The 25,663-nt window shown below is 68.6% G+C and carries 23 protein-coding genes and 2 tRNA genes; 17 read left to right on the top strand and 8 right to left on the bottom strand.

Annotated features, from left to right (window positions below; genetic code table 11):
* The first annotated feature begins 20 nt into the window (after positions 1–20).
* A complete protein-coding gene (locus FHR90_RS06630; RefSeq protein ID WP_176622538.1) occupies positions 21–272 on the top strand; it encodes a hypothetical protein in 252 nt (83 codons plus the stop codon).
* Positions 273–410: 138 nt separating this feature from the next.
* Positions 411–2,366 (top strand): chloride channel protein, encoded by a 1,956-nt coding sequence (locus tag FHR90_RS06625; RefSeq protein ID WP_246330079.1) that lies wholly within the window; start codon positions 411–413, stop codon positions 2,364–2,366.
* Here the strand turns inward: FHR90_RS06625 and FHR90_RS06620 are convergent, their stop codons facing one another.
* The 4 genes from FHR90_RS06620 to FHR90_RS06605 all read right to left on the bottom strand — a co-directional run bounded on the left by FHR90_RS06620 (position 2,367) and on the right by FHR90_RS06605 (position 8,657).
* Positions 2,367–3,599, bottom strand: coding sequence for an outer membrane beta-barrel protein (locus FHR90_RS06620; RefSeq protein ID WP_266152796.1), 1,233 nt, complete (start codon positions 3,597–3,599; stop codon positions 2,367–2,369).
* A 227-nt stretch (positions 3,600–3,826) separates the two neighbouring features.
* Positions 3,827–6,325 carry a TonB-dependent receptor gene (locus tag FHR90_RS06615; protein ID WP_176622534.1) on the bottom strand — a complete coding sequence of 833 codons (2,499 nt, stop codon included), beginning with the start codon at positions 6,323–6,325 and terminating at the stop codon, positions 3,827–3,829.
* A gap of 320 nt (positions 6,326–6,645) precedes the next feature.
* Entirely contained in the window at positions 6,646–8,118 is a 1,473-nt protein-coding gene (gene glnA / locus FHR90_RS06610) for a type I glutamate--ammonia ligase (protein ID WP_176622532.1), read from the bottom strand.
* Between the two features lie 200 nt (positions 8,119–8,318).
* The gene (locus FHR90_RS06605) at positions 8,319–8,657 is read right to left on the bottom strand and encodes a P-II family nitrogen regulator (RefSeq protein WP_176622530.1); all 339 of its coding nucleotides are present in this window, start codon (positions 8,655–8,657) and stop codon (positions 8,319–8,321) included.
* A gap of 91 nt (positions 8,658–8,748) precedes the next feature.
* Between FHR90_RS06605 and FHR90_RS06600 the strand changes: the two genes are divergently transcribed.
* From FHR90_RS06600 to mobA, 3 genes are all read left to right on the top strand, one after another.
* Positions 8,749–9,978 (top strand): aminotransferase, encoded by a 1,230-nt coding sequence (locus FHR90_RS06600; protein WP_183274948.1) that lies wholly within the window; start codon positions 8,749–8,751, stop codon positions 9,976–9,978.
* A gap of 16 nt (positions 9,979–9,994) precedes the next feature.
* Positions 9,995–10,070: transfer RNA gene (locus FHR90_RS06595), tRNA-His, on the top strand.
* A 55-nt stretch (positions 10,071–10,125) separates the two neighbouring features.
* Complete coding sequence (gene mobA / locus FHR90_RS06590) at positions 10,126–10,719, top strand: molybdenum cofactor guanylyltransferase (protein ID WP_176626379.1); 594 nt, start codon at positions 10,126–10,128, stop codon at positions 10,717–10,719.
* Here the strand turns inward: mobA and FHR90_RS06585 are convergent.
* Positions 10,670–11,524 carry an NAD(P)H-binding protein gene (locus tag FHR90_RS06585; protein ID WP_183274947.1) on the bottom strand — a complete coding sequence of 285 codons (855 nt, stop codon included), beginning with the start codon at positions 11,522–11,524 and terminating at the stop codon, positions 10,670–10,672. The two genes, mobA and FHR90_RS06585, sit on opposite strands and share 50 nt — an antisense overlap.
* 35 nt (positions 11,525–11,559) lie before the next feature.
* On the opposite strand from FHR90_RS06585, the gene FHR90_RS06580 reads away from it, so the two are divergent.
* Positions 11,560–12,495 (top strand): prohibitin family protein, encoded by a 936-nt coding sequence (locus FHR90_RS06580; protein ID WP_176624839.1) that lies wholly within the window; start codon positions 11,560–11,562, stop codon positions 12,493–12,495.
* A 19-nt stretch (positions 12,496–12,514) separates the two neighbouring features.
* Here FHR90_RS06580 and FHR90_RS06575 read toward each other — a convergent pair whose 3' ends face one another.
* On the bottom strand, positions 12,515–12,862 hold the full coding sequence (locus FHR90_RS06575) for a VOC family protein (protein ID WP_176624841.1): 348 nt from the start codon (positions 12,860–12,862) through the stop codon (positions 12,515–12,517).
* Positions 12,863–13,026: 164 nt separating this feature from the next.
* On the opposite strand from FHR90_RS06575, the gene rplM reads away from it, so the two are divergent.
* The 5 genes from rplM to FHR90_RS06550 all read left to right on the top strand — a co-directional run bounded on the left by rplM (position 13,027) and on the right by FHR90_RS06550 (position 17,124).
* Positions 13,027–13,509 carry a 50S ribosomal protein L13 gene (gene rplM / locus FHR90_RS06570; protein ID WP_176624843.1) on the top strand — a complete coding sequence of 161 codons (483 nt, stop codon included), beginning with the start codon at positions 13,027–13,029 and terminating at the stop codon, positions 13,507–13,509.
* 5 nt (positions 13,510–13,514) lie between these two features.
* Positions 13,515–14,012, top strand: a complete 498-nt coding sequence (gene rpsI / locus FHR90_RS06565; protein ID WP_176624845.1) for a 30S ribosomal protein S9 — start codon at positions 13,515–13,517, stop codon at positions 14,010–14,012.
* 210 nt (positions 14,013–14,222) lie between these two features.
* Positions 14,223–15,149 carry an N-acetyl-gamma-glutamyl-phosphate reductase gene (argC, locus tag FHR90_RS06560; RefSeq protein WP_176624847.1) on the top strand — a complete coding sequence of 309 codons (927 nt, stop codon included), beginning with the start codon at positions 14,223–14,225 and terminating at the stop codon, positions 15,147–15,149.
* Complete coding sequence (locus tag FHR90_RS06555) at positions 15,149–16,372, top strand: hypothetical protein (RefSeq protein ID WP_183274946.1); 1,224 nt, start codon at positions 15,149–15,151, stop codon at positions 16,370–16,372. Before argC ends, FHR90_RS06555 begins: the two co-directional genes overlap by 1 nt.
* Before the next feature lie 86 nt (positions 16,373–16,458).
* A complete protein-coding gene (locus FHR90_RS06550) occupies positions 16,459–17,124 on the top strand; it encodes a TetR/AcrR family transcriptional regulator (RefSeq protein ID WP_176626265.1) in 666 nt (221 codons plus the stop codon).
* A gap of 24 nt (positions 17,125–17,148) precedes the next feature.
* On the opposite strand, the gene FHR90_RS06545 is transcribed toward FHR90_RS06550, so the two are convergent.
* A tRNA-Cys gene (locus FHR90_RS06545) sits at positions 17,149–17,222 on the bottom strand.
* A 211-nt stretch (positions 17,223–17,433) separates the two neighbouring features.
* On the opposite strand from FHR90_RS06545, the gene FHR90_RS06540 reads away from it, so the two are divergent.
* The 5 genes from FHR90_RS06540 (at position 17,434) to FHR90_RS06520 (ending at position 23,621) form a co-directional block, all read left to right on the top strand.
* A complete protein-coding gene (locus tag FHR90_RS06540; protein WP_246330077.1) occupies positions 17,434–18,198 on the top strand; it encodes a protein-L-isoaspartate O-methyltransferase family protein in 765 nt (254 codons plus the stop codon).
* Between the two features lie 106 nt (positions 18,199–18,304).
* A complete protein-coding gene (locus FHR90_RS06535; RefSeq protein ID WP_176626102.1) occupies positions 18,305–19,807 on the top strand; it encodes a TolC family outer membrane protein in 1,503 nt (500 codons plus the stop codon).
* 49 nt (positions 19,808–19,856) lie between these two features.
* Positions 19,857–20,396, top strand: coding sequence for a DUF2497 domain-containing protein (locus FHR90_RS06530; RefSeq protein ID WP_183274945.1), 540 nt, complete (start codon positions 19,857–19,859; stop codon positions 20,394–20,396).
* A gap of 90 nt (positions 20,397–20,486) precedes the next feature.
* The gene (locus FHR90_RS06525) at positions 20,487–23,195 is read left to right on the top strand and encodes a valine--tRNA ligase (RefSeq protein ID WP_183274944.1); all 2,709 of its coding nucleotides are present in this window, start codon (positions 20,487–20,489) and stop codon (positions 23,193–23,195) included.
* Positions 23,196–23,288: 93 nt separating this feature from the next.
* Positions 23,289–23,621, top strand: coding sequence for a hypothetical protein (locus FHR90_RS06520; protein ID WP_246330076.1), 333 nt, complete (start codon positions 23,289–23,291; stop codon positions 23,619–23,621).
* Between the two features lie 9 nt (positions 23,622–23,630).
* Here the strand turns inward: FHR90_RS06520 and FHR90_RS06515 are convergent, their stop codons facing one another.
* Positions 23,631–24,101 (bottom strand): CopD family protein, encoded by a 471-nt coding sequence (locus FHR90_RS06515; protein WP_176626465.1) that lies wholly within the window; start codon positions 24,099–24,101, stop codon positions 23,631–23,633.
* A 68-nt stretch (positions 24,102–24,169) separates the two neighbouring features.
* Between FHR90_RS06515 and FHR90_RS06510 the strand changes: the two genes are divergently transcribed.
* Complete coding sequence (locus FHR90_RS06510) at positions 24,170–25,648, top strand: NAD(P)H-hydrate dehydratase (RefSeq protein WP_183274943.1); 1,479 nt, start codon at positions 24,170–24,172, stop codon at positions 25,646–25,648.
* The last annotated feature ends 15 nt before the right edge of the window (positions 25,649–25,663 follow it).

Raw genomic sequence — 25,663 nt, 5'->3', positions numbered from 1 at the left:
CAGACGATGGAGGGCATGCGATGAGACGACTGCTCGGCGAGACCTCGCGCAGGCGACCGCTCGACTGGCTTGCCGGCGACGCGATGTCGCCGCGATCGGTCGCCTCCGGCAACCAGCCGCTCCCCCCGATGGTGCCGCCGCCGCCCGGCGACGACCCCGACGCGGATCCCGACGCGCCTGGACCGGCCGATCCGGAGCCGCTCGGCGATCCGCCGATCCCAATTCCCGTCCCCGGACCCTCGGCACCGCCGCCGCTGCATGTCGCGGGCTAAAACACACACATGTGTGTGGCGATCCTGCCGCAGCCCGGCATGGATTGATCCCGTCGGCGCGGCGCCTGTGACGGATTGCGCTGTCGCAATCGACCCGGGCTGTTAAGACTGCCTGACAGAGCAGGGAATCCCGCTGCGATGCAGGAGGCCGACGAGAAGATCAGGCCGGAGCAGGCCGCCGGCGACGATGAGCGTGGCGTGGTCGACCTCGGCGGTCCGGCCCCGTCTCTTGATTCGCAGATGCGTTCGGCGCAGGCCAACGATCTCGGCCTTGGTCACGCCCAGACGGCGCGCCTGCGACATGCCCTTCGCACGCCCGCCGCGGTGGGGTCGGCGGTGGCCGATCGCATCGTGCACGCGCCGCAGACGTTGCGCGCGCTGGTCCGCACCGACGAGCTGTGGTTCGTCGCGCTGGCCGCCATCCTCGGCTCGCTGTGCGGGCTGATGGTGGTGGCGATCAACGATGCCACCACGCTGATGCACCGGGTGCTGTTCGACGTCGATCCGGATGGGCGCCTGTCAGGGCTGGACTGGATCGAGCCGGCCCGCGCCTTGCTGGTGCCGACCCTGGGCGGGCTGGCGCTCGGCGGGACCGGTCTGCTTCTGGCCCGCCTCGCCCCCGGCCGACCGATCGACCCGATCGAGGCCAATGCGCTGTACGGCGGACGGATGTCGTTGCGCGACAGCATCGTGGTGGTGATCCAGACCGTGATGTCCAACGGCGTCGGTGCCTCGGTCGGGCTGGAGGCCGCCTATACCCAGATCGGTTCGGCGATCGGCTCGCGCATCGGGCGCAGCTTCCGCGTCCGACGCGGCGATCTGCGCCTGCTGGTCGGCTGTGGTGCGGCCGGTGCGATCGCCGCCGCTTTCGACGCGCCGCTGGCCGGCGCGTTCTATGCCTTCGAACTGGTCATCGGCACCTACACGCTCGCCGCCCTCGCGCCGGTCGTGGCCGCCGCCTGCTGCGCGATCCTCGTCACCCATCTGATCGGCGGCAACAGCATCAGCCTCGACGTGCCGGTCACCGTCTCGATGGGTGGGCTCGACTATCTGTCGGTGGTCGCGCTTGGTGTGGTCAGCGCGCTCGCCGGGGTCGCCCTGATGCGCGGCGTCACCCTCACCGAAAGCATCTTCCGCGGCAGCCGCGTGCCTGGCTGGCTGCGTCCCGGCATCGGCGGGCTGTGCGTCGGCGGGCTCGCGCTGGTCACCCCGGCGGTGCTGTCCTCTGGCCATGCGGCCCTGCGCCTGGCGCTGAACATGCAGTTCGGCCTCCAGCAGGCGGCACTGATCCTGCTGCTCAAGGCGCTGGCCTCATCGATCTCGATCGGCACCGGCTTCCGCGGCGGCCTGTTCTTCGCCTCCCTGCTGCTTGGCACGCTGACCGGCGACCTGTTCGGCGAGACGCTTTCCTTCATCACCAGCCAGACCCTGCCGCTGACCGTCTATGCGGTGATCGGCATGAGCGCCTTCGCCGTCGCCGTGGTCGGCGGCCCGTTCACCATGGGTTTCCTCGCGCTGGAATCGACCGGCTCGCTGCCGCTGACCATGGCGGTGATGGTCGCATCCGTGGTCTCGGCCCTCACCGTGCGGCGGACCTTCGGCTACTCCTTCGCCACCTGGCGCTTCCATCTACGCGGCGAGAGCATCCGCAGCGCGGTGGATGTCGGCTGGATGCGCTCGCTCACCGTGGGCCGGATGATGCGTCGCGACGTGCGCACGACGCGGATCGACACGCCGATCGCCGCGGTGCGCCGTGCCTTCCCGCTCGGGGCGGCGGAGCGTGTGGTGGTGGTGGATGCGCAGTCGCGCTATCTCGGCCAAGTGGCGGTGGCGGAGCTGCACGCCGCGCGCGATGCAGCCGCCGAGGCGCGGGGCCTGAGCGGCCTGCTGCACGACGCGAACGCGATGCTGCGCCCGCAGATGTCGGTCAAGGAGGCGATCGCCGCCTTCGAGCGTTCGGAGAGCGACGCGCTGGTGGTGGTCGAGGACACCGAGCGCCGACAGGTGATCGGCATCCTCTCCGAGCAGTACGCCCTGCGGCGCTACACCGAAGAACTCGAGAACCGTCGTCGCGAGCTCTCCGGCGAAGGGTGATCAGAACCCGATGACAGCGTCTGTGGAGAGGGTGAAGGCGCCGACATCGGTCTGGTCGTTGAAGGCATGGGTGCCGTTCAGCGCCCGGTCGAAGCGGATCTCGGGGCGGAGCTGGAACACACGGATGCCGTGGCCGAGATCGGGGTGATACGACGCACCCAGCGTGAGCGCGCCATAGGTGGTGGGGGCAGCGAACTGGTAGGGCACACTCTGCCCGGCCACCGCCTCCATGTAGGCGCGGTTATTGAGGAAGTTGACGACGAAGAAGCCGGTGTTGTCGCGGTACAGCTCGCCGCGATAGTTCAGCGTCCAGGTCTTGTTGAGCTGATAGGACGCGAACGTCACGAAGCTCCAGGTCTCGGCGCGCAGCCCCGCATCATGCAGGAAGTTCACTTCCGCGGTCAGCGTGGTCTTGGGGTTGAGCGTGTAGGCGGCGTTGATGTCGTTCCAGTAGCGCATGCGGCTGTTGGCCACCGGCCCCAGCACCGCGACGGCGTTCTCGGGCCCGATCCGGCTGAGCCAGTTGACCGCGAGGTTGCCGCCGAGCAGCCCGGTCGACGAGGCGCCGAAATAGCCCGCCGCCTCGTCGTTGTTGTCATGCCGGCCGAAGGTGGTCTGGTTGCCGGTATCGACCCCCCACAGCACGTCCCAGTGATCGGAGACGTGCAGTCGGAACATCGCGCCGACATGCTCGAACGGCACCGAATATTCCGATGTATAGGCGAGCGTGTAGAACGGGCGCACCGACGGATCGAGCACCTCGACGCCCATTGGCGCCTGCAGGATGCCGGCCTGCAGCTCCATGCCACCCTTGGTCAGCAGCGGGATATGCGCATCGATATGCGCCTGTGCGGGGATGAGCTGGTAGCGCGACGAGATCCATTTATCCGACACGCCGAGCAGGTGATAGTAGCGCGCATCCGAGCCGTAGAGCGCTTCCAGCGTGAAACCGAGCTGGAACTCCGCCTTGGTCGGGTCGGTGGCCTTGGCGACCGTGAGCGCGAGCTGGTTGAGGTTGAACTGGTTGGCGTGGTCGGAAAGGAAGTTGCCGAAATTGTATTTCGGCCCGTCCGGATTGAACGTCGCGCCGGCATTGGCCAGGCCTTGCACGGTGATGCCGGAGAACCAGTCACTCCATGCGTCTGCCGGCGCGGTTGCGGGGGTGGTCGTGTTGACTATCGGCTGCGCACTCTGCGCGCGGGCCTCTCCGGGCCCGCTCGAGTACGCTGCCACGAACGCAAAAGCGAAAAATGGCCCTTTGAACCGGGCCGGATGTGAGCATCCGGAAAGTGACATGGCTGCCTCCCTATAGGAAACAGCCATGTCACGGATTGCAAATTATTGCAATTCAGTTGATTTTAAATTGCTCTGTTTTTGGTCTGTATGGTATATTTAGCACTCTAAAGGCGCAGTTATCGTTCGAAGCGGTACGTCCCCGCGAGTTCGGGTCCGTGACACGCTTAGAACGTGGCGTTGAGATCGATGCCGCCCGTGAGGGGCTGGTTGGTGACGATGCGGTTGTAGGTCGGCGTCGGCAGGTTCTCCTGGAACAGGCTCTCGAGCCGGGCGCGTGTGTTGAAGACGTTGTCGACGAACGCGGTGATGCTCCAGCCGCGCGCCGATCGCAGGCCGAGACGCAAATCGGTCAGATCGTAGCCCTTCAGACGGGTCCAGGCACCGTTGCCGGCAAACGTGCCGCCGATCACCGGGAAGGCGATCGAGTATCTCGGGCCGGTAAACGAGTTCTGGATGTTGCCGATCAGGCTGTAGGTCGCGTCGAGCGGGTGGGAATACGACAGCACCGTGCTCTGTACGACCCGTGCGACCTCCGGCAGGACATCGCTCGGCGTGATCACCCAGTGATCGCCGCCGTCGAGATGTTCGTGCAGGTAGCTTGCCGTGGCCTGCAGCGTGAAGCCTGCGCCGAGCACGGCCTGTGCCTGGACCTCTCCGCCGAAGATCGTCGCGTGGCGGCCGTTGATGTTCAGCGCCCAGTCGGCGGGAAGGGCCTCGAGCTGGATGTGCTGCCAGTCCTCTGCGTAGAGGTCGGCATCGAGGGTGATGCGATCGTGCCAGAAACGGGTCTTGGTGCCTGCCTCGTAGCTCCACATCGTATCGGGCTTGTAGGTGAGCGGCCAGCGACTGCCGTTGAACCCGAACTGCTGGAAGACGGGCCCCCACACCCCGCCGGTGGTCGGGTAGATCGAATTGCCGCCGGCCGGGCGCATCGCGCGCGCGATGTTCACATAGAACAGGGTGCGTGGATCCAGCCTGTAGGACAGGTTGAAGCTCGGGCTGGCGTCGTTGTTGTGCAGCCTGACATCGCCGGTGCAGGACGGGGTCGCGGCACCCAGGCCCGAGCCCCAGCCACTGATGCAGGAGGCGAAGCTGTAATCGTAGCGCGTCAGCCGCAGGCCGAGCTGTGCGGTCAGTTTGGGGGTGAGGCTGTAGTGCACGTTGCCGTAGACAGCATATTGTGATTCGGCCGTGCGGGCATCGGCGTCGAACCAGTCCGGTGTCGTGGCCGGGCCGAGTGTGCCGAGGTCCTCATACGGCGCCGCGTTCGGCGTGGTGCCGTCGAAATTCCACGTCGACGAGAATCGACTGAAATAGAAGCCGCCGGTCCAGCCCAGGCGGCTGCCACCAAGGGAACTGAAGCGCAGTTCCTCGCTGTACTGCCGCGAGGGATCGATTTCATGGCCGTATTCCGGCCCGGTTCCCGACGGGCCATGGAACGGCGGATTGGCGTCGACGGTCAGCGCCTGGAAGGGATTGTTGAAGCTTTCCGAGGCTTCCTCGGTCTGGGTCGAATGGCGCGTCCAGTAGCCGAAGATCGACGACACCTTGAAGGCATCGAACCGGTAGCTCGCATCGAGCCCGTAGATCGCGATCCGGTCCGTCAGCGGCTCGGCGATGTCGAAGGGCTGGTAGTGTGCCTGCGTGCCGGGATCGCTGTCGAAGGCGCTGATGCCGTCCTGATGGCTGGTCTCGTAGAAGAAGGAGGGCGAGACGGTGATACGCTCCGTCGGTTGCCACAGCAGGCTGGCGCGGGTGGCGTAGTTCTGCGCGGCATTCGAGCCGGGATGGCGCGCCACGACCGGCGCATCGCGCACGTCGCCGCGCACCGTTCCGACGGGCTCGCCCCCGGCCTGGGGAAAGGGGGCCGCGACGATCCGGTCGATCCAGCCGTTGGTGTATTGCTCGCTGCCGACCAGCCGCAGGGCGAGCTTGTCGCGGACCAGCGGCAGATTGAGCATCAGATTGTCATCGTGATTGAAGCCGCCGCCATCGGTGCCGGACAGGATGCTGTTCATCGCGCCGTGATAGGCGCTGGTGTCGGGGGCGTTGGGGATGAGGCGCGCACTGCCGGCCAGCGCCATCACGCCACCATCGGTGCCTTGGGGACCGCGTGCGATCTCGATGCGGTTGAGATCATACAGCGACGGGTCGATCACGACGTGGCCGTTCTGCGCGCCGGCCGGTCCGGTGAGCGCGAGGTTGCCCAGGTAGAACCCGACCGTGGGCGCATTGCCGCCATTGGCGGTGATGCCGCGCATCTCGATTTCGGTCTGGCTGGGTCCCTCGCTCTTGAGCGACACCCCCGGGGTGGACTGGGCAAGGGTCGCAAAGGACTGGATGCCGCGCGCGCGCAGTTGCGCACCATCGACGACCGAGAGGCTCTCGGGCCTGCGTTGTGCGCGCCCGGCGGCCGAAACCGCGGTCACCACCACATCGGAGATGGTCTGAGCGACAGCGTGGCGAGGATGCGCCTTCGTCGCAGGCGCCTGGGCATGGCGAGGCTGGGGCGCCGCCGAGGATGCCGGATCGCCGGCGGCGCGGGCCGGCGCGTGATGCAGGAGCGTGATGAGCGCGACACTGGAGCACAGGAACGCGCGCGAGGGGCGTCCGCATCGTGCGTGTCGCGGCCGTGCCGCCGGTTGGGAAAGGGTCTCGTACATCTGCGCTCCAGGGTGTCGAACCGGACCTCTCCGCAGCACGGGTGCTGTGTGCGCAGGGAGGTGACGGGTCGTGGGAGCAAGGCAAATAGACGGGATCGTGATTTTTATGCAAACTTTATGCAAATATACGGTATTTTTATAGTGCGTTTATGAACAATAAATTCTGGCTATACTTCATAATCAAAGTAACGTTTTTCGCTATACTTCAAGTATCCGATCGCTCTCGACGTGGTGGCGACACCGCAAAAAAAATCCCGGCCGAAGCCGGGATTTTCTGAACATCATCGGGCAGTCGGGGCACTTGGCCCCGGCTTACGGCGTCAGACCGAGTAGTACATCTCGAACTCGACCGGGTGCGGCGTGTGCTCGAAGCGATACACATCCTTCCACTTCAGCTCGAGGTAGCTCTCGATCTGGTCCTTGGTGAACACGCCGCCGGCGAGCAGGAAGTCGTGATCGGCGGCGAGCGAGTCGAGCGCCTCGCGGAGCGAGCCGCAGACGGTCGGGATCTCGGCCAGTTCCTCGGGGGGCAGGTCGTAGAGATCCTTGTCCATCGCCTCGCCGGGATGGATCTTGTTGAGAATGCCGTCGAGGCCTGCCATCAGCATCGCCGCGAAGGCGAGGTAGGGGTTGGCGGTCGGGTCGGGGAAGCGGACCTCGACGCGCTTGGCCTTCGGGTTGGTCGCATACGGGATGCGGCAGGACGCGGAGCGGTTGCGGGCCGAATAGGCCAGCAGCACCGGCGCCTCGAAGCCCGGGATCAGCCGCTTGTAGGAGTTGGTCGACGGGTTGGTGAAAGCATTGAGCGCCTTGGCGTGCTTGATGATGCCGCCGATATAGTAGAGCGCGGTGTCGGAGAGGTCGGCATAGGCATTGCCGGCGAAGGTCGGCTTGCCGTCCTTCCAGATCGACTGGTGCACATGCATGCCCGAGCCGTTGTCGCCATAGATCGGCTTCGGCATGAAGGTCGCGGTCTTGCCGTAGCTGTGCGCGACGTTGTGGATACAGTATTTGTAGATCTGCATCTCGTCGGCCATGCGCACCATCGGCCCGAACTTGGTGCCGAGCTCGTGCTGGCTCTGGGCGACCTCGTGATGGTGCTTCTCGATCGCCAGGCCCATCTCGCCCATCGTCGAGAGCATCTCGGCGCGCAGGTCGTTCTCGCTGTCGACGGGCGGGACCGGGAAGTAGCCGCCCTTGACCACCGGACGGTGGCCCATGTTGCCTTCGGGGTAGTCCTTCAGCGAGGCGCCGGGGCCCTCGACGCTGTCGAGCTGGTAGAGGGCGAAGTTCGGGCCGACGCCGAACTTGACGCTGTCGAAGACGAAGAACTCGGCCTCGGGACCGAAGAAGGCGGTGTCACCGAGCCCGGTGGACTTCAGATAGGCCTCGGCCAGCTTGGCCGTGCTGCGCGGATCGCGGTTGTAGTACTGGCCGGTCGAGGGCTCGACGATGTCGCAGATCAGGATCAACTGCGGCTTGGCGGCGAACGGGTCCATCACCGCCGTGCTCGCGTCGGGCAGCAGGATCATGTCGCTCTCGTTGATCGCCTTCCAGCCGCCGATCGACGAGCCGTCGAACATGAAGCCGTCGGTGAACACGTCCGGCTCGATGGTCGAGACGTGCTGGGTGGTGTGCTGCCACTTGCCTTTCGGGTCAGTGAAGCGGAGATCGACATATTCGACCGAATGCTCGTTGAGCATGGCCATCACCTTGGCGACCGCTGCCGGGTCGGCCTTGGGGATGCCGGCCGACGGGGCTGGCGCTGCCGAAGCCGCGGGTTTCTTGGCCATAGGCTGTCTCTGCTCCTTGATGCAGCAAGTGGAAACTCGGAAGGCCGCGTCTTGCCGATTGTTGCGCGGTGTCCGTCGAACTCGAAACGGCTGCACATTTTTGGGCCGGAACCGCGCCCTCTCGCAAGGGGGAACAGGCACGAAAAACGTCACGCAACCGTTTCATGTGGGTCGTTGCGCACAAATCGCGCCGGCTCTTTTCAGATGGCGTCCTCGCCACGCTCCCCGGTCCGGATCCGGATCACCTCCTCGACGGGCGAGATGAAGATCTTGCCATCGCCGATCCGCCCCGTATGGGCGGCCGCGATGATCGTCTCCACCGCGCGCTCGACCAGGCTGTCCTCGCAGACCAGCTCGATCTTCACCTTGGGCAGGAAATCCACCACGTATTCCGCGCCCCGATAGAGCTCGGTATGGCCACGCTGGCGCCCGAATCCCTTCGCCTCGATCACCGTGATGCCCTGCAGGCCGATCTCCTGCAGCGCCTCTTTGACCTCGTCGAGCTTGAAGGGCTTGATGACCGCCTCGATCTTCTTCATGTCCGTCTCCGTCGCTGGAGGCGAAATTCGCATGCGGACCGCACGTGGGCAATCCGCGTCGCCCGCCTTGTCCAAGGTGTGAAACAGTCAGATGAAGCCGCTCAACCCCGGTCTGTCGGCCCTGCCCACCACCATCTTCACGGTGATGTCCGCCCTCGCCGCGGAGCATGGGGCGATCAATCTCGGCCAGGGCTTCCCCGACACCGAGGGCCCGGCCGAGCTGGTCGCCGAGGCCGCCCGGACCCTGTCCGATCCAGATCTGGGCGAGGCGCGCAACCAGTATCCGCCGCTGACCGGCCTGCCCGTGCTGCGCGAGGCGGTGGCGGCCGCCAACCGTCGTTTCCACGGCCTCGAGATCGACCCCGCCCGCGAGGTGATCGTCACCTCGGGTGCGACGGAGGCGCTCGCCGCCTCGCTCGCCGCACTGGTCGCGCCCGGCGACGAGGTGGTGGTGATCGAACCGCTCTACGACACCTACCTGCCGACCCTGCGCCTGCTTGGTGCCACCCCGCGCCTGGTGCGGCTGGAGCCGCCCGACTGGCGCCTGCCGGTCGCCGCCCTCGAGGCGGCATTCGGGCCGAAGACGAAGGCGCTGCTGTTCAACTCGCCGATGAACCCGACCGGCAAGGTGTTCACCCGCGAGGAGCTGGCCGTCCTCGCCGGCCTGCTCGAACGCCACGACGCCTATGCGGTCTGCGACGAGGTGTACGAGCATCTCGTCTTCGGCGCGGCGCGCCACATCCCGCTGATGACGCTGCCCGGCATGCGCCATCGTGCGATCCGCATCGGCAGCGCCGGCAAGACCTTCTCCTTCACCGGCTGGAAGGTCGGCTACGTCACCGCCGACGCCTCGCTCGCGCCCACCATTGCCAAGGCGCACCAGAATCTCACCTTCACCACCGCGCCGAATCTCCAGCGCGCCACCGCCCTCGGCCTGGGTCTCGACGATGCCTATTTCGCGCAGCTCGCCGCCACCCTCGCGGCGCGGCGCGACCGGCTGGCGGCCGGCCTGCGCGCGCTCGGCCTCGACGTGCTCGGTTGCGACGGCAGCTATTTCCTGATTGCCGATATTTCCGCCCATCTGCGCCCCGGAGAGGACGACCTCGCCTTCTGCCAGCGCATGACCCGGGAGGCCCGCGTCACCGCGATCCCGCTCTCCGCCTTCTATGACGGTGCCACCAGCGGACTCGAGGGCCGCTGCGTGCGTTTCGCCTTCTGCAAGCGCGAGCGCGTGCTCGACGAGGCGGTCTCGCGCCTGCACGCCTGGCTTATGCCCCAAACCGCCCGTCCATCGCTTGACGCGCCTGCCTCGTTTCCGTAAAGCGAGCGCCGCTGTGGCGGACGTAGCTCAGTTGGTAGAGCGCCAGGTTGTGGTCTTGGATGTCGCGGGTTCGAGCCCCGTCGTTCGCCCCAGCATTCTGTCGAACAGGACCGGGGCGATCTGTCCCGGCTTTCGACCCATCACATCTTGAAGGTCGGGTTGATCCTGGCGGGCGGTCTGGCCTCGCGAATGGGGGGCGGCGACAAGCCGTTGCTGATGGCGGGCGGGCACACCCTGCTCGAGCATGTGCTGGCGCGGCTTGAGGCCCAGGTCGATCGTCTGGCGATCAGCGCGAATGGCGATCCGGCGCGTTTCTCCGTCTTCGGCATGCCAGTGCTGGCCGATGAATTTGCCGATATGGGGCCGCTGTCCGGCGTGCTGGCCGGGCTGGACTGGGCGGCGGGGCAGGGGGCTGAGATTCTCGTCACCGTGCCGGGCGACACGCCGCTGATCCCGCACGATCTGGTCGAACGCCTCGGGTCTGCGCCCGCCCATGCCGCCAGCGGGGGGCGGATGCATTGGCTGGTCGGGATGTGGCCGGTCGCGTCGCGTCGCGTGCTGCGCGACATGCTGGCGGTGGCCTCGCGCGGCCCGCGCGTGTCGGACTATGCCCGCGCGATCGGGGCGCGGGCGGAGGAACTGCCCGCCGGAAGCCTCGACAACGTCAACACGCCCGACGACCTCGCCCGGCTCAGGGCGCGTCTGGACGGAACGTCGACGCCAGGCCCTGCGCGAGGCTGATGGGTGCGAAGCCGAACGCTGCGCGTGCGGGCGCGATGTCGAACGCCTTGTCCTCCAGCAAGCGGCGGATCTCGGCACCGCGGATGCGCGGCAGGCCGGGCAGCAATGTGAGCGGGCTTGCCGCGATCAGTGCAGCCGCCGGCACGCCCACGAACCGTGGCCGCCTCAGTCCCGCCGCCCGTGCGACCGCGGCGACGAAATCGCGATACGGCATTGCCTCCGGTCCGGCGATGACGAAGCTCTGCGGTCCGCTCCAGTCCCGCTCGATCACCGCGCACAGCGCCTGTGTGACATCATCCTGATAAACCGGCTGCACCAGGGCGCGGCCGCCGCCCGGCAGCGGCACCACCGGCAGCCGACGCAGCAGGGCCGCCAGCCGCCGGACATTGTCCTCGCCGGCCGCGCCATAGATCATCGTCGGGTGCAGCAGCACCCCCGCACGTCCGGAGCTCCGCAGCGCCGCCTCGCCGGCGATCACCCCGTCGCCGTGTGAATCGGGCCATCGGGTGAATCGCCGCGTGCTGCCGAGGAAGGCCAGCCGCCGGGCCTGCGTCGCGGTCAGGATCGCGCCGATATGGCGCGCATGCGCGCACGAGATCACCGCCTGCGCATCGCCGATCGCCTCTGCCAGCGCGCGCGGGTCGGTCAGGTCGGCGATCCGCGGCGCCTCCGACCCGGCGATGGGCCGCCAGCGCGCCGGGTTGCGCACCACCGGCACCACCGACGCGCCGCGAGCGGCCAGGGCGCGGCTGACGGCCAGGCCCGAGCGGCCCGAGGCGCCGATGACATGGATTTTCTGGGTCATTGCGCCGTTCTGCCATGATCGTAGAGTGATTCGCGATGGCCGACCCCGATCCTCCCTCGCCCTGGCTGCTTCCCGGACAGGGCGGCCGGCTGCCGCGCGCGCCCTCCTTCCGCTGGCCGTCGCCGATGCGCATCGTCGGCGGGCTGGCGCTGCTGTTCGCGGTGCTGTTCCTTTTCGCCGGTACCTTCCGGCAGATCTCGTCGGGCTATTGCGGCGTGCTGCTCGATTTCGGATCGGTGCAGCCCACCGCGCTCGGCCCCGGGCTGCATGTGACGGTGCCGTTCTACCAGCGCATCGAGCTGGTCTCGACCCAGCCGCAGACCGTCACCTCCGACGAGCTGGGTGCCACGCACGATCTCCAGACGGTGCACACTTCGGTCTCCGTCACCTTTCACCTCAACCCGGCCGATGCGCCCGGCTTCTGGCGCGATTTCCGCGATTTCGACACGTTCGGCCGCCGCATCATCGCGCCGACCGTGTCCAACGACGTCAAGGCCGTCACCGCCGCCTACAATGCCGAGGAACTGGTCACCAAGCGCGACATCGTCGACGGCCAGATCAAGGAGCTGGTGGTGCGCTCGCTGGTGCCCTACCACCTCAATGTGGAGGCCGTGAACATCGCCAATTTCGCCTTCTCGCAGGCATATGACCAAGCGATCGAGGCCAAGCAGATCGCCCAGCAGCAGGCACTCCAGGCGCAGTATACGCTGGACCAGACGAAGATCGTCGCCCAGAAGCAGGTGGTGGAGGCCAAAGCCCACGCCGAGGCGCAGATCGCCAACGCCCAGGGCGAGGCGCAGGCGCTGCTGGTCACCTCCGAGGCGCAGTCCAAGGCCAACGCGCTGATCTCTGCCTCGCTGACGCCGTCACTGCTCCAGGCCAAGGCGCTCGACCGCTGGACCGGCACCATGCCCCAATATCTCGGTGCCGGCGCGCCGCTGCCGTTCATCGGCGCCAGCCCGACGCGCTGACCCCGGCTTGGCACGGCGCCTATCCCTGGGTCGCGTCCGCCTGCATCACCGCCAGCTCGCAGCCGCTCGGGTCGCGAAAATGGAATCGCCGCCCGCCCGGGAAGCCGAATACCGGCTTGCTGATCTGCCCGCCCGCCTCCCGCACTGAAGCCAACGCCGCCTCGAGATCGCCGACCTCGATCACCGGCAATGGCGCGGCCGTGGCCTCGACGGCATCGCCCTGCAACCCGAGATCGACATCGCCGGTCATCGTGCAGGCATAGCTCGGCCCGAAACCGGTCATCTCCCAGCCGAACGCCTCGGTATAGAAGCGTCGTGAGGCGACGAACCCTGCCGCTGGCAACTCGACGAAATTGATCCGCGCCATCCGGTCTGTCTCCCTCGAGCTTGTCCGGTATCATCATACCAGACATGAAATCCATCGTATTTTCAGCGATATCGCCGCATGTTTCATGCAGAAAAGCGTTGACGCGCCGCCTCCGTCTCTCCATAACCCGCGCCACTCTGATTCTGTCGATGGAATAGCGTCTCATGAAATCCACCCTCTCGCTGAAGCCTGCGGAGGTTTCCAAGAACTGGGTGCTGATCGACGCGGAAGGTCTGGTGCTCGGCCGTCTCGCCGTCATCATCGCCAACCGCCTGCGCGGCAAGCACAAGGCCCAGTTCACCCCGCATATCGATTGCGGCGACCACGTCGTCGTCATCAACGCCGAGAAGGTGAAGCTGACCGGCAACAAGGCTGGCCAGAAGCTGTTCCACTACCACACCGGCTATCCGGGTGGCATCAAGCAGCGCACCGTCGCCCAGCGCCTGTCGGGCAAGAACCCCGGCCACCTCATCGAGAAGGCGGTCGAGCGGATGATCACCCGCGGCCCGCTCCAGCGCCAGCAGATGCGCAACCTGCACGTCTATGGCGGCACCACCCACCCGCATGACGGTCAGCAGCCGGTCGCACTCGACGTCGCCGCGCTGAACCGCAAGAACAGCGTCAACAGCAGCTCGATCGGGGCCTGAACATCATGTCCGAAACCCAAGTCCGCCCCGTCGGCACCGGCTCGCTCGCTGATCTCGGCAGCCTCAACATCGCCACCTCCTCGGAGAACGCGCCCCGCGAGCCGAAGCGCGACGCGCAGGGTCGTTCCTACGCGACGGGCCGCCGCAAGAACGCCATCGCCCGTGTCTGGATCAAGCCGGGGAAGGGCGACATCATCGTCAACGGCAAGCCGGTCGGCACCTATTTCGCCCGTCCGGTGCTGCGCATGCTGCTCACCCAGCCGTTCCTGGTCGCCGATCGCTACAACCAGTTCGACGTGTTCTGCACGGTGAAGGGTGGCGGGCTCTCGGGTCAGGCCGGTGCGCTGCGCCATGGCCTGAGCCGTGCGCTCACCTATTACGAGCCGGGGCTGCGCGGCATCCTCAAGGCCGCCGGCTTCCTCACCCGCGATCCGCGTGTCGTCGAGCGCAAGAAATACGGCAAGATGAAGGCCCGTCGCAGCTTCCAGTTCTCGAAGCGCTGATCCGGCGCGGGGGTCTCGACCAGCGAGAGTGTCGGGGTCGCCGATCCGCGATCGGTACACGAAAAAGGGGGTGGGCCAATGGCCCACCCCCTTTTTGCGTCCTGGCTCTGTGTCCCGCGCTGCTCCACGAAGGTGGCGACCCTGCCGGGAGCGTCATGCGGCGCTTCGCATCTGCCGTCTTTCGGACTATCTCCACACCCTGCACGGAGCATGACAGGGACGATGGCACCGACGATCTTCATCGATGGCGAGGCAGGCACCACGGGGCTCGGCATCCGCGAGCGCCTGCGCGACCTTCCCGTCACCGTGCTCAGCATCGATCCGGACCGCCGCAAGGACCGCGAGGCCCGCCTCGCACTGATGCGCGCCGCCGATCTCGTCGTGCTCTGCCTGCCGGATGCGGCATCGGTCGAAGCGTCGGCGATGGCCGCGTCCATTGAAGGCGCGGAGCAGCCCCGGCTCCTCGACGCGAGCTCCGCGCATCGCGTCTCGCCCGACTGGGTCTATGGCTTCCCCGAACTCGCCGCCGCGCAGCCGGCGCTGATCGCCGAGGCCGCGCGCGTCTCCAATCCCGGCTGCTACGCGACCGGCGCGATCGCCCTGCTCGCCCCGCTGGTGGCGAGTGGCATCATCCCGCCCGCGACACCGCTGACCATCAATGCGATCAGCGGCTACAGCGGGGGTGGCAAGTCGATGATCGCCGATCACGAGGCCGATGGTGGCCCAGCGTTCCATCTCTACGCGCTCGGCCTCGAGCACAAGCATATCCCCGAGATCGTCGCCCGCAGCGGGCTCACCACACGACCGATCTTCGTCCCCTCCGTCGGGCATTTCGCGCAGGGGATGATCGTGTCGATCCCGCTGCATCTCGCCGCCCTGCCGGGAAGACCCACGCCGCAGCTCCTGCACGAGACGCTGGCCGCGCATTATGCCGGTAGCGCGCATGTGAGCGTGCTGCCGGGCCGCCCGGAAGAGCGCCTGACGGGGGAGGAACTGGCCGGCAGCGACCGGCTCGAGCTGCGGGTGCACGGCAATGCCCGCCTCGGCCAGGCGGTGCTGACCGCGCGGCTCGACAATCTGGGCAAGGGGGCCTCGGGTGCGGCGATCCAGAACATCCGGCTGATGCTCTCGCTCTGATGGCGATCGTGGCAGGCCGCGCCGACGGGCGTTTCGCGGCGTGGTTCGCCGCGATCGTGGTGCTGGTGTACGGGCTGATCCTGCTGCCGCCGCTCATCCGCGCCCAGGGCGATGCCTCCGTCTTCGTCATCGCCGGCGACCTGTTCGTCGATCCCGCAGCATTGCCGGCGCCGATCGTGGTGCGGCCGCACAGCCCGGGTTTCGACGGGCAGTTCTACTACCGCATCGCCCTCGACCCGTTCGCTCTCGTACCCACCGCGCATGGCATCACGCTGGACGCGCCGTCGCTGCGCATGATGCGCGTGTTCTATCCGCTGCTTGCCTGGGGGGTGTCGCTGGGCCGGCCCGGGCTGGTCGCCGACGCGATGCTGGGCCTCAATCTGGCCGGGCTTGGCCTGATTGCCTGGCTGGCGGCGGATCTGTCGCGCACGCTCGGCCGGCCGCGCTGGTGCTGCCTGGCGATGCTGGCCTGGCCGGGCTTCGTGATCTCGCTCATGCGCGACACCACCGAGATCTGCTCCGCCGCCCTGGTGCTGCTCGCGGTGCGGGCCGCGATCGCGCGTTCTCCGCTGGCGCTGTTCGCGGCCGGCGCGGCGGCCTGCCTGACCCGGGAGACGGGGATTCTCGCCCTGGCCGGTCTCGGCCTGCTGTACGGGTGCCGCTGCCTTGCAGGGCTCGTGCGCCGGCGCACCGACCCGACCGAGCTGCGGCTTCTCGCCGCCTCGGCCGCGGCGCTACTGCCGGCGGTGGCATGGCAGCTCGTGCTCCATCACGCCTTCGGTCAGACCGCCTCGGCGGCGGAGGGCGCGGCCAATCTCGGCTGGCCGCTGGAAGGGATGCTGGGCGCCCTGTCGGACGCGCTGCACGGCCGCCCTGCCTATCACGGCATGGGCCACATCCTCGGCCCCACCCTGCATCTGGTCGTCGCGGCCACCATCGCCGGGCTCGGCGCGTGGACGCTGTTCGTGCTGGCGGCACTGCCGCGCGCGGTCCGCGATCCGGGCTGCCGCGTGGTGGCGGCCGCCTGGGCGCCGCTGGCGGCAATGACGCTGGTGATGACGGGGCCGTGGATCGAGCCGCTGTCGTATTTCCGCGCCTTCACCGAGTCGTGGCTGCTGGGCAGTCTGCTGATCGGCGGTATCGCGCTGCCACGCGGGCTCGTGGCGCTGGGCGGGGTCGGGCTCGGCTGCTGCTGGCTGCTTTGCGCGGTGACCATGCACTGAGCGGCGCCGTTTGTCTTCAATCGTGCGATAGTCGCGCTACATGGAGGTTCGATGACGGCAGAGGACGCGACGCGGCAAGACCTGTGATGGACCACCTGCCCAATTCCCCCCAGTCGACTCCCGCTCTTCCCGCGCCGACCCGTTCGCGCGGGCGTCCGCGCGGCTTCGATCGGGCCGCGGCCTTGGCGCGGGCGGTCGAGACGTTCTGGGCGCAGGGTTACGAGGGCGCCTCGATCAGTGTGCTCACCGCCGCGATGGGCATCACCGCGCAGAGCCTCTACGCCGCCTTCGGCTCCAAGGCCGAGCTCTACGAGGAGGCGCTTGGCTGGTACCGCCAGAAGGTCGCGTCCGCCTTCGTCGATTCGCTCGAGCGCGAGAGCCGCATCCAGCCCAGCCTGCTTGGTCTGCTGGAGAATTCGGCTCGCGCCTATTGCTGTCCCGACAAGCCACAGGGCTGCATGATCGCCACGGCGCTGCTGACCTGCGCGGAGGAACACGCCACCCTTGCGGCGATGGCGGCGCGGCTGCGCGCTGACATGCTCGGCGCCATCGAGACACGCATCCGCCGCGCCGTCGAGGAGGGCGAGATGCGCCCGCAAACCCGCCCCGACAGCCTCGCCCGGTTCATCGGCGCGCTGTTGCAGGGCATGTCGGTGCAGGCGCGCGACGGCGCGAGCTGCGGGGATCTGCGCGCGATGCTGGAGACTGCCCGGCTGGCGATCGAGGCGAATCTGGCTCACGCGCGGGTCTGAGGAGCGGGGCCGTCTGTCGGGCAATGGAGGTCCGGGCGGGAATCGAACCCACATTCGCGGATTTGCAGTCCGCTGCATCACCACTCTGCCACCGGACCTCGGTGCGCGGGTCCGCGCTGTATGTCGCGCGCGCCTGTCGAGGTCAAGGGAGTGTCGAACGGCCCGAGGGGCGCGACGGGCGACGTGCTTGCGGCGACACGTCCATTGACCATACGGTCAGGCGGGCTGTGCGATGCGCGCGCTTCGGGCTAGACTTGCCCGGTCTGGCGCGTGTGCGCCGGCAGGATGCGGTCTCGACAGGATAGGCAGATGAGCCAGAGTCTCAGCATGGTTGCGCCATCGGGTCTGGTTGCCGGCGATTCCCGAATCGCCGGTCATCACCCGTCCGGGAGCGATCCGTTCGCCCAGGCACGCGGGTTGATGGTCGACGGGCAGGTGCGGCCGAACCAGGTCAACGACCCGCGAATCATCGAGGCGATGCGGCAGATCCGTCGTGAGCGTTTCGTGCCCGAGGCGGCCCGGCTGCTGGCCTATCGCGACGGCGAGGTGGAGATCACCTCCGGGCGCGCGCTCACCGAGCCGCGGGTGATTGCCCGGCTGGTCCAGGCCGCGGGCGTGCGCGCCGGCGAGAAGGTTCTGCTGGTCGGTGCAGCGACGGGCTATGTCGCGGCCCTGCTGGCCTGCCTGGGGGCTGAGGTGGTGGCGCTGGAGAGCGATCCGGCGCTCGCCGCGCTCGGCGCGTCGCTCACCGCCGATCGCGATACCTTCGCCGACCGGCGCTCGGTCGAGCCGGTGATCTGGAGCGTTGGCCCGCTCGCTGCCGGGGTGGGCGCCGGTGCGCCCTACGACCTGATCGTCATCGACGGCGCCGTCGCCTGCATCCCGTCCGCCCTCGCCGCCCAGCTTCGGGCCGGCGGCCGGGTGGTGACGGTGATCTCGCCGCAGCGGGCCGGGCGGGTGGCCTGCGCGTCGCTGGCCGAGGAGGTGGGCGGCGGTCTGCGACCGGTGCCACTGTTCGACGCGGCGGTGCGGCCGATCGCCGAACTCGCCGCAGCGCCCGCCTTCGTGTTCTGAGGGCGGGGACCGCATGTTTGGGGTTTTCTTAACGGGTCGCACCGTATCATCGATGGATGCGGCGGATGGGCCGGCACAGGGCCGCCGGGCGCAGGAGTGGAGCTGGATGGGATCTCACGACATTTCTGCCGCGGGCGCACCCCTCCCGCTGCGCCGGGCCGGGCTTGCGGCCCTGCTCTGCGCAGGCACCGCGTTCGGCGGCGCCGGTCCCGCCTGTGCCCAGAAATACGATGGCAGCGGCCCGCCCACCCTGGTGCCGCATACGCTCCAGCAGGCGATGGCCTATGCCTATCTCAACAATCCGACGCTGAAGGCCGAGCGCGCAAACCTGCGCAGTGTCGACGAGGACGTGCCGACCGCGCTCGCCGGGTGGCGGCCGACCGTGTCGATCACCGCGTCCGAGAGCTACTACGACGGTAACTCGCACTATACGTCGAGGGGTGTCGACGCCGCCGGCCGTCCCATCAGTCAGAATACCCTGCTGCCGCTGCATGCCTTCGGTCACAGCGTGTCGGGCACCATCAACCAGCCGCTCTATTCCGGCGGTCGCACCACCGCGACCACGCATCAGGCCGTCAACCGCGTGATGTCGGAGCGCGCCACCCTGCTCGCCACCGAGCAGCAGGTGATGCTCAACGTGGTCAATTCCTACATCTCGGTGGTGCTCGACCAGCAGCTCGTGCAGCTCAACACCAACAACGAGAAGGTGCTCGAGGAACAGGTCCGCGCCACCACCGACCGTTTCCGTGTCGGCGAGATCACCCGCACCGATGTCGCGCAGGCGGAATCCGCACTCGCGACCGCGCGGGCGCAGCGTCAGCAATCCGAGGGCACGCTCCAGACCGCGATCGCCACCTACACCCAGTATGTCGGCGCCCCCCCGGCGCCCAATCTGGAGCCACCGCAGCCGCTGACCCTGCCCGTGCGTACCCAGAAAGACGCCATCGCGCTCGCCGGCGAGAACAACCCCAACGTCGTCGCGGCGCTGTTCGCCGAATCCGCCGCCAAGGATCAGGTGGATGTCGCCTTCGCGGCGCTGATGCCCAAGCTCAGTCTCCAAGGTCAGGCCTATGACACCCAGAACCAGGGTCAGGCCGGCTACAGTTCGCGCGGCCTGGCCGCCCTCGTGCAGCTCCAGGTGCCGATCTATCAGGGCGGCAGCGAATATGCCGCCGTGCGTCAGGCGCGGCAGACCGCCGAGCAGGCGCACCGACAGGTCGATGTGCAGCGTCGCGAGGCGGTGCAGCAGACGGTGGCGGCCTGGCAGAACCTCACCGCCTATCGCGCCTCGATCGAGAGCAGCCGCGCCGCCATCCGGGCCGGCGTGGTGGCGCTCGACGGCGTCGAGCGGCAGGCGATCGTCGGCACCTCGACCACGCTCGAGGTGCTCCAGCAGCAGCAGACCCTGCTGACCGCCCAGGTCTCGCTGGTGCAGGCGCTCAGCAACATGGTCTACGCCTCCTATCAGGCCGCGCAGGCCGCCGGCAGGCTGACGGCGCGAGACCTGCATCTCAACGTGCCGCTGTATGACGACACCGCCTATTACAATGCGGTCAAGAACCGGCTCTGGGGCACGGGCGACTACGCGCTGACCCAGCCGGGACGATGACCACGCAGCGGGCAGCGCGCCGGTGACGGCCATGACGGGAGTGCGGACGATGGAACCTGGATCGAAGGCCCCCGGCGATGGCACCGAGGGCGATATGGACGATATCCTCGCGTCGATCCGGCGCATCCTGCATTCCGACGAGGCAGAGGCGTCCGCATCGGACGCGGCCGAGCTTCCCGCGGAGGAGGTGATCGACCTGCATCGCTCGATGCGGGTCGACCCCGAGCCCGCGCCCGTGCATCCGGCCGCGGCCGAGCCGGTGGCCGATCTTCACCAGCCGCAGATCGCCGAGACAGTCCTGCCGCAGGCCGCCGGTCCGTCGGACCTCCCGGCGGAGCCGCTGCTCAGGGAGGGGCCGGCCAGCGAGAGCGCTGCGTCGCTGGCCACGCTGCGCGCGGCCCTTGCCGCCCAGCACCCCCCGGCCGCCGAGCCGTCCGCATCCGTCTATCGGTCCGGTGGGCTGACCATCGAGGATGTGGTGCGTGACGAGGTCCGCGAGCTGCTGCGGACCTGGCTCGACGTTCACCTGCCGCCGATGGTGGAGCGGATGGTGCGCGCCGAGATCGCCCGCATCTCCGGCACATCCTGACGTCCGGCGGGCGCGCGGGTTGACACCGCCGCCCGTGCGGGCGGACACCCGCGCTCTCCTGATCCACGCCGAAAGCCCGTCCTGACCCCCATGCTCGACAAGTCGTTCGATGCTGCCGCCAGTGAGCAGCGCCAATACGCGCAATGGGAGGCGGATGGCCGTTTCGCGGCGCATCCGGAGTCGAACAAGCGACCCTTCTCCATCATGATGCCGCCGCCGAACGTCACCGGCACGCTGCATGCCGGCCACGCGCTCGACAACACGCTCCAGGACGTGCTGGTCCGCTGGCGCCGCATGGAAGGGCGCGATGCGCTGTGGCAGCCCGGCACCGACCATGCCGGCATCGCCACCCAGATGGTGGTCGAGCGTCAGCTCGCGAAGGACGGCATCGACCGCAAGCAGATCGGCCGCGACGCCTTCATCGAGCGCGTCTGGCAGTGGAAGGCGCAGTCTGGCGACACCATCACCCGCCAGCTCCGCCGCCTCGGCGCCTCGCCCGACTGGTCGCGCGAGCGCTTCACCATGGACGAGGGGCTGTCGGAGGCGGTGCGCACGGTGTTCGTGCGGCTGTTTCGCGAGGGGCTGATCTATCGCGACCGCCGGCTGGTCAACTGGGATCCGGAATTCGGCTCGGCGCTGTCGGACATCGAGGTCGAGAACCGCGAGACGCGCGGCTCGATGTGGTATCTGCGCTACCCGCTCGCCGATTCGGCCGGGCGGCCGACGGACGAGACCATCACGGTGGCCACCACCCGCCCCGAGACCATGCTCGGCGATTCGGCGGTTGCGGTGCATCCCGAGGATGACCGCTATGCCGCCCTGGTCGGCCGCCATGTGGTGCTGCCGCTGACCGGCCGGCTGATCCCGATCGTCGCCGACGCCTATTCCGATCCCGAGAAGGGCACCGGCGCGGTCAAGATCACGCCAGCGCACGATTTCAACGATTTCGAGGTCGGCCGACGCCACGACCTGCCGATGCCGACCATTCTCGATGCGCAGGCGAAGCTGACCATCGCCGAGATTGAGAGCGATCTGGTCGAGATCGATGGCCTGTCGTCGCGCGATTTCGTCACCGGCATCGATGGCCAGCCCCGCGAGGCCGCGCGGCGCGCGATCGTCGCCGAACTCGAGCGCCTCGGCTGGCTCGAGCGCGTCGAGCCGCACACGCTTCAGGTGCCGCATGCCGAACGCGGCGGCGCGATCGTCGAGCCGCGCCTGACCACGCAGTGGTACTGCGACGCGGCCACCCTGGCGAAGCCCGCGATCGAGGCGGTCGAGCAGGGGCGCACGGTGTTCGTGCCGCGCAGTTGGGAAAACACCTTCTTCGCCTGGATGCGCGACATCAAGCCGTGGTGCATCAGTCGCCAGCTCTGGTGGGGGCATCGCATCCCGGCCTGGTATGGCCCCGACGGCCATGTCTTCGTCGCTCTCGATGCCGCGGAGGCGCAGGCGCAGGCGCGGGTGCATTACGGCACCGAGACCGCGCTCGAACAGGATCCGGACGTGCTGGATACCTGGTTCAGCTCGGGGCTATGGCCGTTCTCCACCCTCGGCTGGCCCCGCAAGACCCCCGAGTTCGAGCGCTACTATCCGACCGACGTGCTGGTCACCGGCTTCGACATCATCTTCTTCTGGGTGGCCCGGATGATGATGTTCGGCCTGCACATCACCGGCGAGGTTCCGTTCCGCACCGTGTGCATGCACGGTCTGGTGCGCGACGAGCAGGGCCGCAAGATGTCGAAGAGCCTCGGCAACGGGCTCGATCCGATCACGCTGATCGACGAGTTCGGCGCCGATGCGCTGCGCTTCACCATCTGCGCGCTCACCGGTCCGGGCCGCGACATCAAGCTCGGCCCGTCGCGGGTGAAGGAGTATCGCAGCTTCGTCACCAAGCTGTGGAATGCCGCACGCTTCTGCGAGATGAACGCCGTCGCGCCGGTGCCCGGCTTCGACCCGGCCACCGCCACCCAGCCGATCTCGCACTGGATTCTCTCCGAGACCGACCGGGTGATCGCCGAGGCGACGGCTGCGCTGGAGGCGTTCCGCTTCGACGAGTACGCCGCCAGCCTCTACCGTTTCACCTGGAACGTGTTCTGCGACTGGCTGCTCGAACTCGCCAAGCCCCTGCTGGCGGGCGAGGCGGGAGCGGCGCAGGACGAGCTGCGTGCGGTGATCGCGCATGTGCTCGGCACGCTGCTGCGCCTGATGCAGCCGGTGATGCCGTTCGTGACCGAGACGCTGTGGGAGTCGTTCGGCTTCGGCGGATCGGGCACGCTGGCCGCCGCGGACTGGCCCCAGCCCGGCCTGGCGCCCGCGGGCGCTGCGGAGGCGCGTGAGGAGATCGACTGGCTGACCCGGCTGATCGGCGAGTTGCGCGCCCTGCGCACGGAGATGGGCGTGGCACCCTCTGTGCTGGCGCCGCTGCTGCTGCGCGACGCGGCCCCGCGCACCCTGGCGCGCGCGGAGCGCTGGTCGGAGGCGCTGCGTCGCATGGGACGGGTGTGCGAGATCGCCGTGCTCGGCGGTTCGTTGCCGAAGGGTGCGGCACAGCTCGTGCTCGATGAGGCGACGCTGGTGATCCCGCTCGAGGGCATCGTCGATCTCGAGGCCGAGCGTGCGCGTCTGGGCAAGGAGCGCGCACGTCTGGTGGCGGAACGCGAGAAGAGCCAGCGCAAGCTCGACAATCCCGATTTCGTCGCCCGCGCCAAGCCCGAGGTGGTGGAGGAGAACCGCGACCGCGTCGCCGGCTGGAGCGCCGATATCGAGCGCCTCGACGCCGCGCTCTCACGGCTCGGCTGACGTCGCGCGCGGCGGCAACATGATGTGACGCGGCCGCCGCGCAAACGCCACGATCCGCCCGTTTCATCGGCAGGACAACAAGGAGGTTTGCCGATGTTCACCCACCTGCCGGCCCGGATGCGCAGTGTCGTGCTGGGAGGGCTCGCGGTCGCCGCACTCGCGTCCGGCGTGGCGGTCCGACCCGCCGCCGCCCAGCCTTGGGGGCCGCCGCCACCGCCACCCCCGGTCCGTTTCGAACCGCCCCCGCCACCCCCGCCGCCCGGTCCGGCAATGTATTGGGTGCGCGGTGCATGGGAGTGGAATGGCGGCGGTTATGGCTGGGTGCCGGGCCACTATGTGGCGGTCCGCTACCGCCACGCCTGGGTGCCGGGACATTGGGTCAGGCGCGGCTGGCGCAATGTCTGGGTTGCGCCCTACTGGCGCTGATGACGCGGCTCAGCCGGCGACCGGGAAGGCGTGACCGAGGGCGGCGATCGTCACCACGATCACGCCCAGCAGCAGGTTGACCGACACCAGCCTGCGCACCTTCTCCAGCGTCGCCGGTGCCGGGCGGATGGCCCGCCGCAGGCTGCGGTAGGGGCCGAAGAAGATGTAGGCGAATACCGCCGCCATCACGATCCCGAGCCCCTGCATCGCCTGGATGTGCCACTCCGCGTTGGCCGCCGCGCCGTAGACGCCATAGAGCATTGCCCAGCCGGAAATCAGCACCATCGGCATCGCATGCCACACGATGCGGAAGAACCGGTGCAGGCTCTGCAGATGCACCGAGATGCGCGGGGTGGCGTCCAGCAGGCCGAGGCTGGGGCGCAGCACGAACAGCGCATAGGCCATGCCCCCGACCCAGACCGCCATGCCGAGCAGATGGATGGCGAGCACGAGGCCCCACAGGGTTGAAGCGGCAGGCATGGGAGAATTGCTCCGTGATCGGCGTTCGGTTGCGGCACTCTCTACGCGATTTCGCGTTGGGACGGGAGATGACCGCACCGAACCGCCTCGCCCTGCTGACCCCCGCGCAGACCGCTGCCATCGATTCGGCTGGCGATGTGCTGGCCTGGATGGAGAATGCCGGCCGGATGGCGGCGCGTGCGATCCTGCGGCACTGGACGCCGCGCCCGGTGCTGGTCGCCTGCGGGCCGGGTGCGAATGGCGGCGACGGCTATGTGGTCGCGCGTCATCTCGAACGTGCCGGCTGGCCGGTGCGCGTCGCAGCACTCTCGCCGCCGCGCGAGGGCAGTCCGGCGGCGGCGATGGCCGCGCGGTGGCGCGGGCCCATCGCGCTGTTCCTGCCCGAGGCGGCCGCCCGTGCCGGGCTGGTGGTCGACGCGGTGTTCGGCGCGGGGCTCAGCCGCGACATCGACGACCGCGTCGCCGATCTGCTCGCCGCAGCACCTGCCCTGGCCGCGATCGACGTGCCGAGCGGCCTCGATGGCGCCACCGGACTGGCGAAGGGCAGGGTGCGCGCCGCCGACCTGACCATCGCGCTGTCCTGGGCGCGTCCGGGCCACTATCTGCTGCCCGGCCGGGCGCTGTGCGGCACGTTGGAGATCGTCGATATCGGCATCCCGCCTGCGGCTCTGGAGCGCTTGGAACTCGACGCCTGGCGCAACGCCCCGGGACTGTGGACGCTGCCGCCGCTCGCCCCCGACACCGCGGCCGGCGGCGGCGACAGCCACAAATACAGCCGCGGCGCGGTCGGCGTGATCGGTGCGGCCGAGATGACCGGTGCGGCGCGTCTCGCCGCCGGTGCCGCGCGCCGTGCCGGCGCCGGGTTGGTCACCATCGCCGCGGAGAGCGGCGCCGATCTCTACCGGACCGGCGATCCCGGTCTGATCGTCGATGCGTCCCCGCTTTCGGCGCAGGTCGTCGATCCGCGCCGACTCGCCTGGGTCTGCGGCCCCGGCCTGCCGCCCGCACAGGCGGGCGAGGCGCTGAAGCTGCTGCTCAAGGCCGGGCGCCAGGTCATTGCCGATGCCGGCGCGCTCGCCGCCTGCGCCGGCCGGCCGAAGCGGCTGCGCGGCGTGCGCATCGTCACCCCGCATGTCGGCGAGTTCGCGAAGGTGTTCGGTCGTTCGTCCACCTCGCCCGACTGGCGCGGACGCCCCGACGAGGTGCGTGCGGCGGCGAAGGCGATCGGCGCGGTGGTGGTGCTCAAGGGCACCGATACCGTGATCGCCGCTCCCGATGGCCGGATCGCGATCAATACCGACGCGCCGCCGGTGCTGGCGACGGCCGGGGCAGGGGACGTGCTGTCGGGTATCACCGGGGCCCTGCTGGCACGCGGGATCGACGATTTCGATGCCGCCTGTGCTGCGGTCTGGCTGCACGGCCATGCCGCCCAACTCGCCCGGCACGGCCGGTCCGGCGATGGCGTGATCGCCGAGGACATCGCCCCCTGGCTCGGCACCGCCTGGGCGGAGGCGCACGCCCTTGCCCGGCGGAAGGCGTTGGGCTAAAGCCGCCGCTCACGG

Source organism: Endobacter medicaginis, assembly GCF_014192375.1.
Lineage (GTDB): Bacteria > Pseudomonadota > Alphaproteobacteria > Acetobacterales > Acetobacteraceae > Endobacter > Endobacter medicaginis.
This window is presented reverse-complemented; position numbering and strand designations above follow the sequence as displayed.

Bases quoted from the DNA above. Each gene is read 5' to 3' on its own strand.
- FHR90_RS06630 (WP_176622538.1), top strand. From the start codon at position 21: ATGAGACGACTGCTCGGCGAGACCTCGCGCAGGCGACCGCTCGACTGG.
- FHR90_RS06625 (WP_246330079.1), top strand. From the start codon at position 411: ATGCAGGAGGCCGACGAGAAGATCAGGCCGGAGCAGGCCGCCGGCGAC.
- FHR90_RS06615 (WP_176622534.1), bottom strand. From the start codon at position 6,325: ATGTACGAGACCCTTTCCCAACCGGCGGCACGGCCGCGACACGCACGA.
- glnA (WP_176622532.1), bottom strand. From the start codon at position 8,118: ATGGCCAAGAAACCCGCGGCTTCGGCAGCGCCAGCCCCGTCGGCCGGC.
- FHR90_RS06605 (WP_176622530.1), bottom strand. From the start codon at position 8,657: ATGAAGAAGATCGAGGCGGTCATCAAGCCCTTCAAGCTCGACGAGGTC.
- FHR90_RS06600 (WP_183274948.1), top strand. From the start codon at position 8,749: ATGAAGCCGCTCAACCCCGGTCTGTCGGCCCTGCCCACCACCATCTTC.
- FHR90_RS06585 (WP_183274947.1), bottom strand. From the start codon at position 11,524: ATGACCCAGAAAATCCATGTCATCGGCGCCTCGGGCCGCTCGGGCCTG.
- FHR90_RS06580 (WP_176624839.1), top strand. From the start codon at position 11,560: ATGGCCGACCCCGATCCTCCCTCGCCCTGGCTGCTTCCCGGACAGGGC.
- FHR90_RS06575 (WP_176624841.1), bottom strand. From the start codon at position 12,862: ATGGCGCGGATCAATTTCGTCGAGTTGCCAGCGGCAGGGTTCGTCGCC.
- rplM (WP_176624843.1), top strand. From the start codon at position 13,027: ATGAAATCCACCCTCTCGCTGAAGCCTGCGGAGGTTTCCAAGAACTGG.
- rpsI (WP_176624845.1), top strand. From the start codon at position 13,515: ATGTCCGAAACCCAAGTCCGCCCCGTCGGCACCGGCTCGCTCGCTGAT.
- argC (WP_176624847.1), top strand. From the start codon at position 14,223: ATGACAGGGACGATGGCACCGACGATCTTCATCGATGGCGAGGCAGGC.
- FHR90_RS06555 (WP_183274946.1), top strand. From the start codon at position 15,149: ATGGCGATCGTGGCAGGCCGCGCCGACGGGCGTTTCGCGGCGTGGTTC.
- FHR90_RS06550 (WP_176626265.1), top strand. From the start codon at position 16,459: ATGGACCACCTGCCCAATTCCCCCCAGTCGACTCCCGCTCTTCCCGCG.
- FHR90_RS06540 (WP_246330077.1), top strand. From the start codon at position 17,434: ATGAGCCAGAGTCTCAGCATGGTTGCGCCATCGGGTCTGGTTGCCGGC.
- FHR90_RS06535 (WP_176626102.1), top strand. From the start codon at position 18,305: ATGGGATCTCACGACATTTCTGCCGCGGGCGCACCCCTCCCGCTGCGC.
- FHR90_RS06530 (WP_183274945.1), top strand. From the start codon at position 19,857: ATGGAACCTGGATCGAAGGCCCCCGGCGATGGCACCGAGGGCGATATG.
- FHR90_RS06525 (WP_183274944.1), top strand. From the start codon at position 20,487: ATGCTCGACAAGTCGTTCGATGCTGCCGCCAGTGAGCAGCGCCAATAC.
- FHR90_RS06520 (WP_246330076.1), top strand. From the start codon at position 23,289: ATGTTCACCCACCTGCCGGCCCGGATGCGCAGTGTCGTGCTGGGAGGG.
- FHR90_RS06515 (WP_176626465.1), bottom strand. From the start codon at position 24,101: ATGCCTGCCGCTTCAACCCTGTGGGGCCTCGTGCTCGCCATCCATCTG.
- FHR90_RS06510 (WP_183274943.1), top strand. From the start codon at position 24,170: ATGACCGCACCGAACCGCCTCGCCCTGCTGACCCCCGCGCAGACCGCT.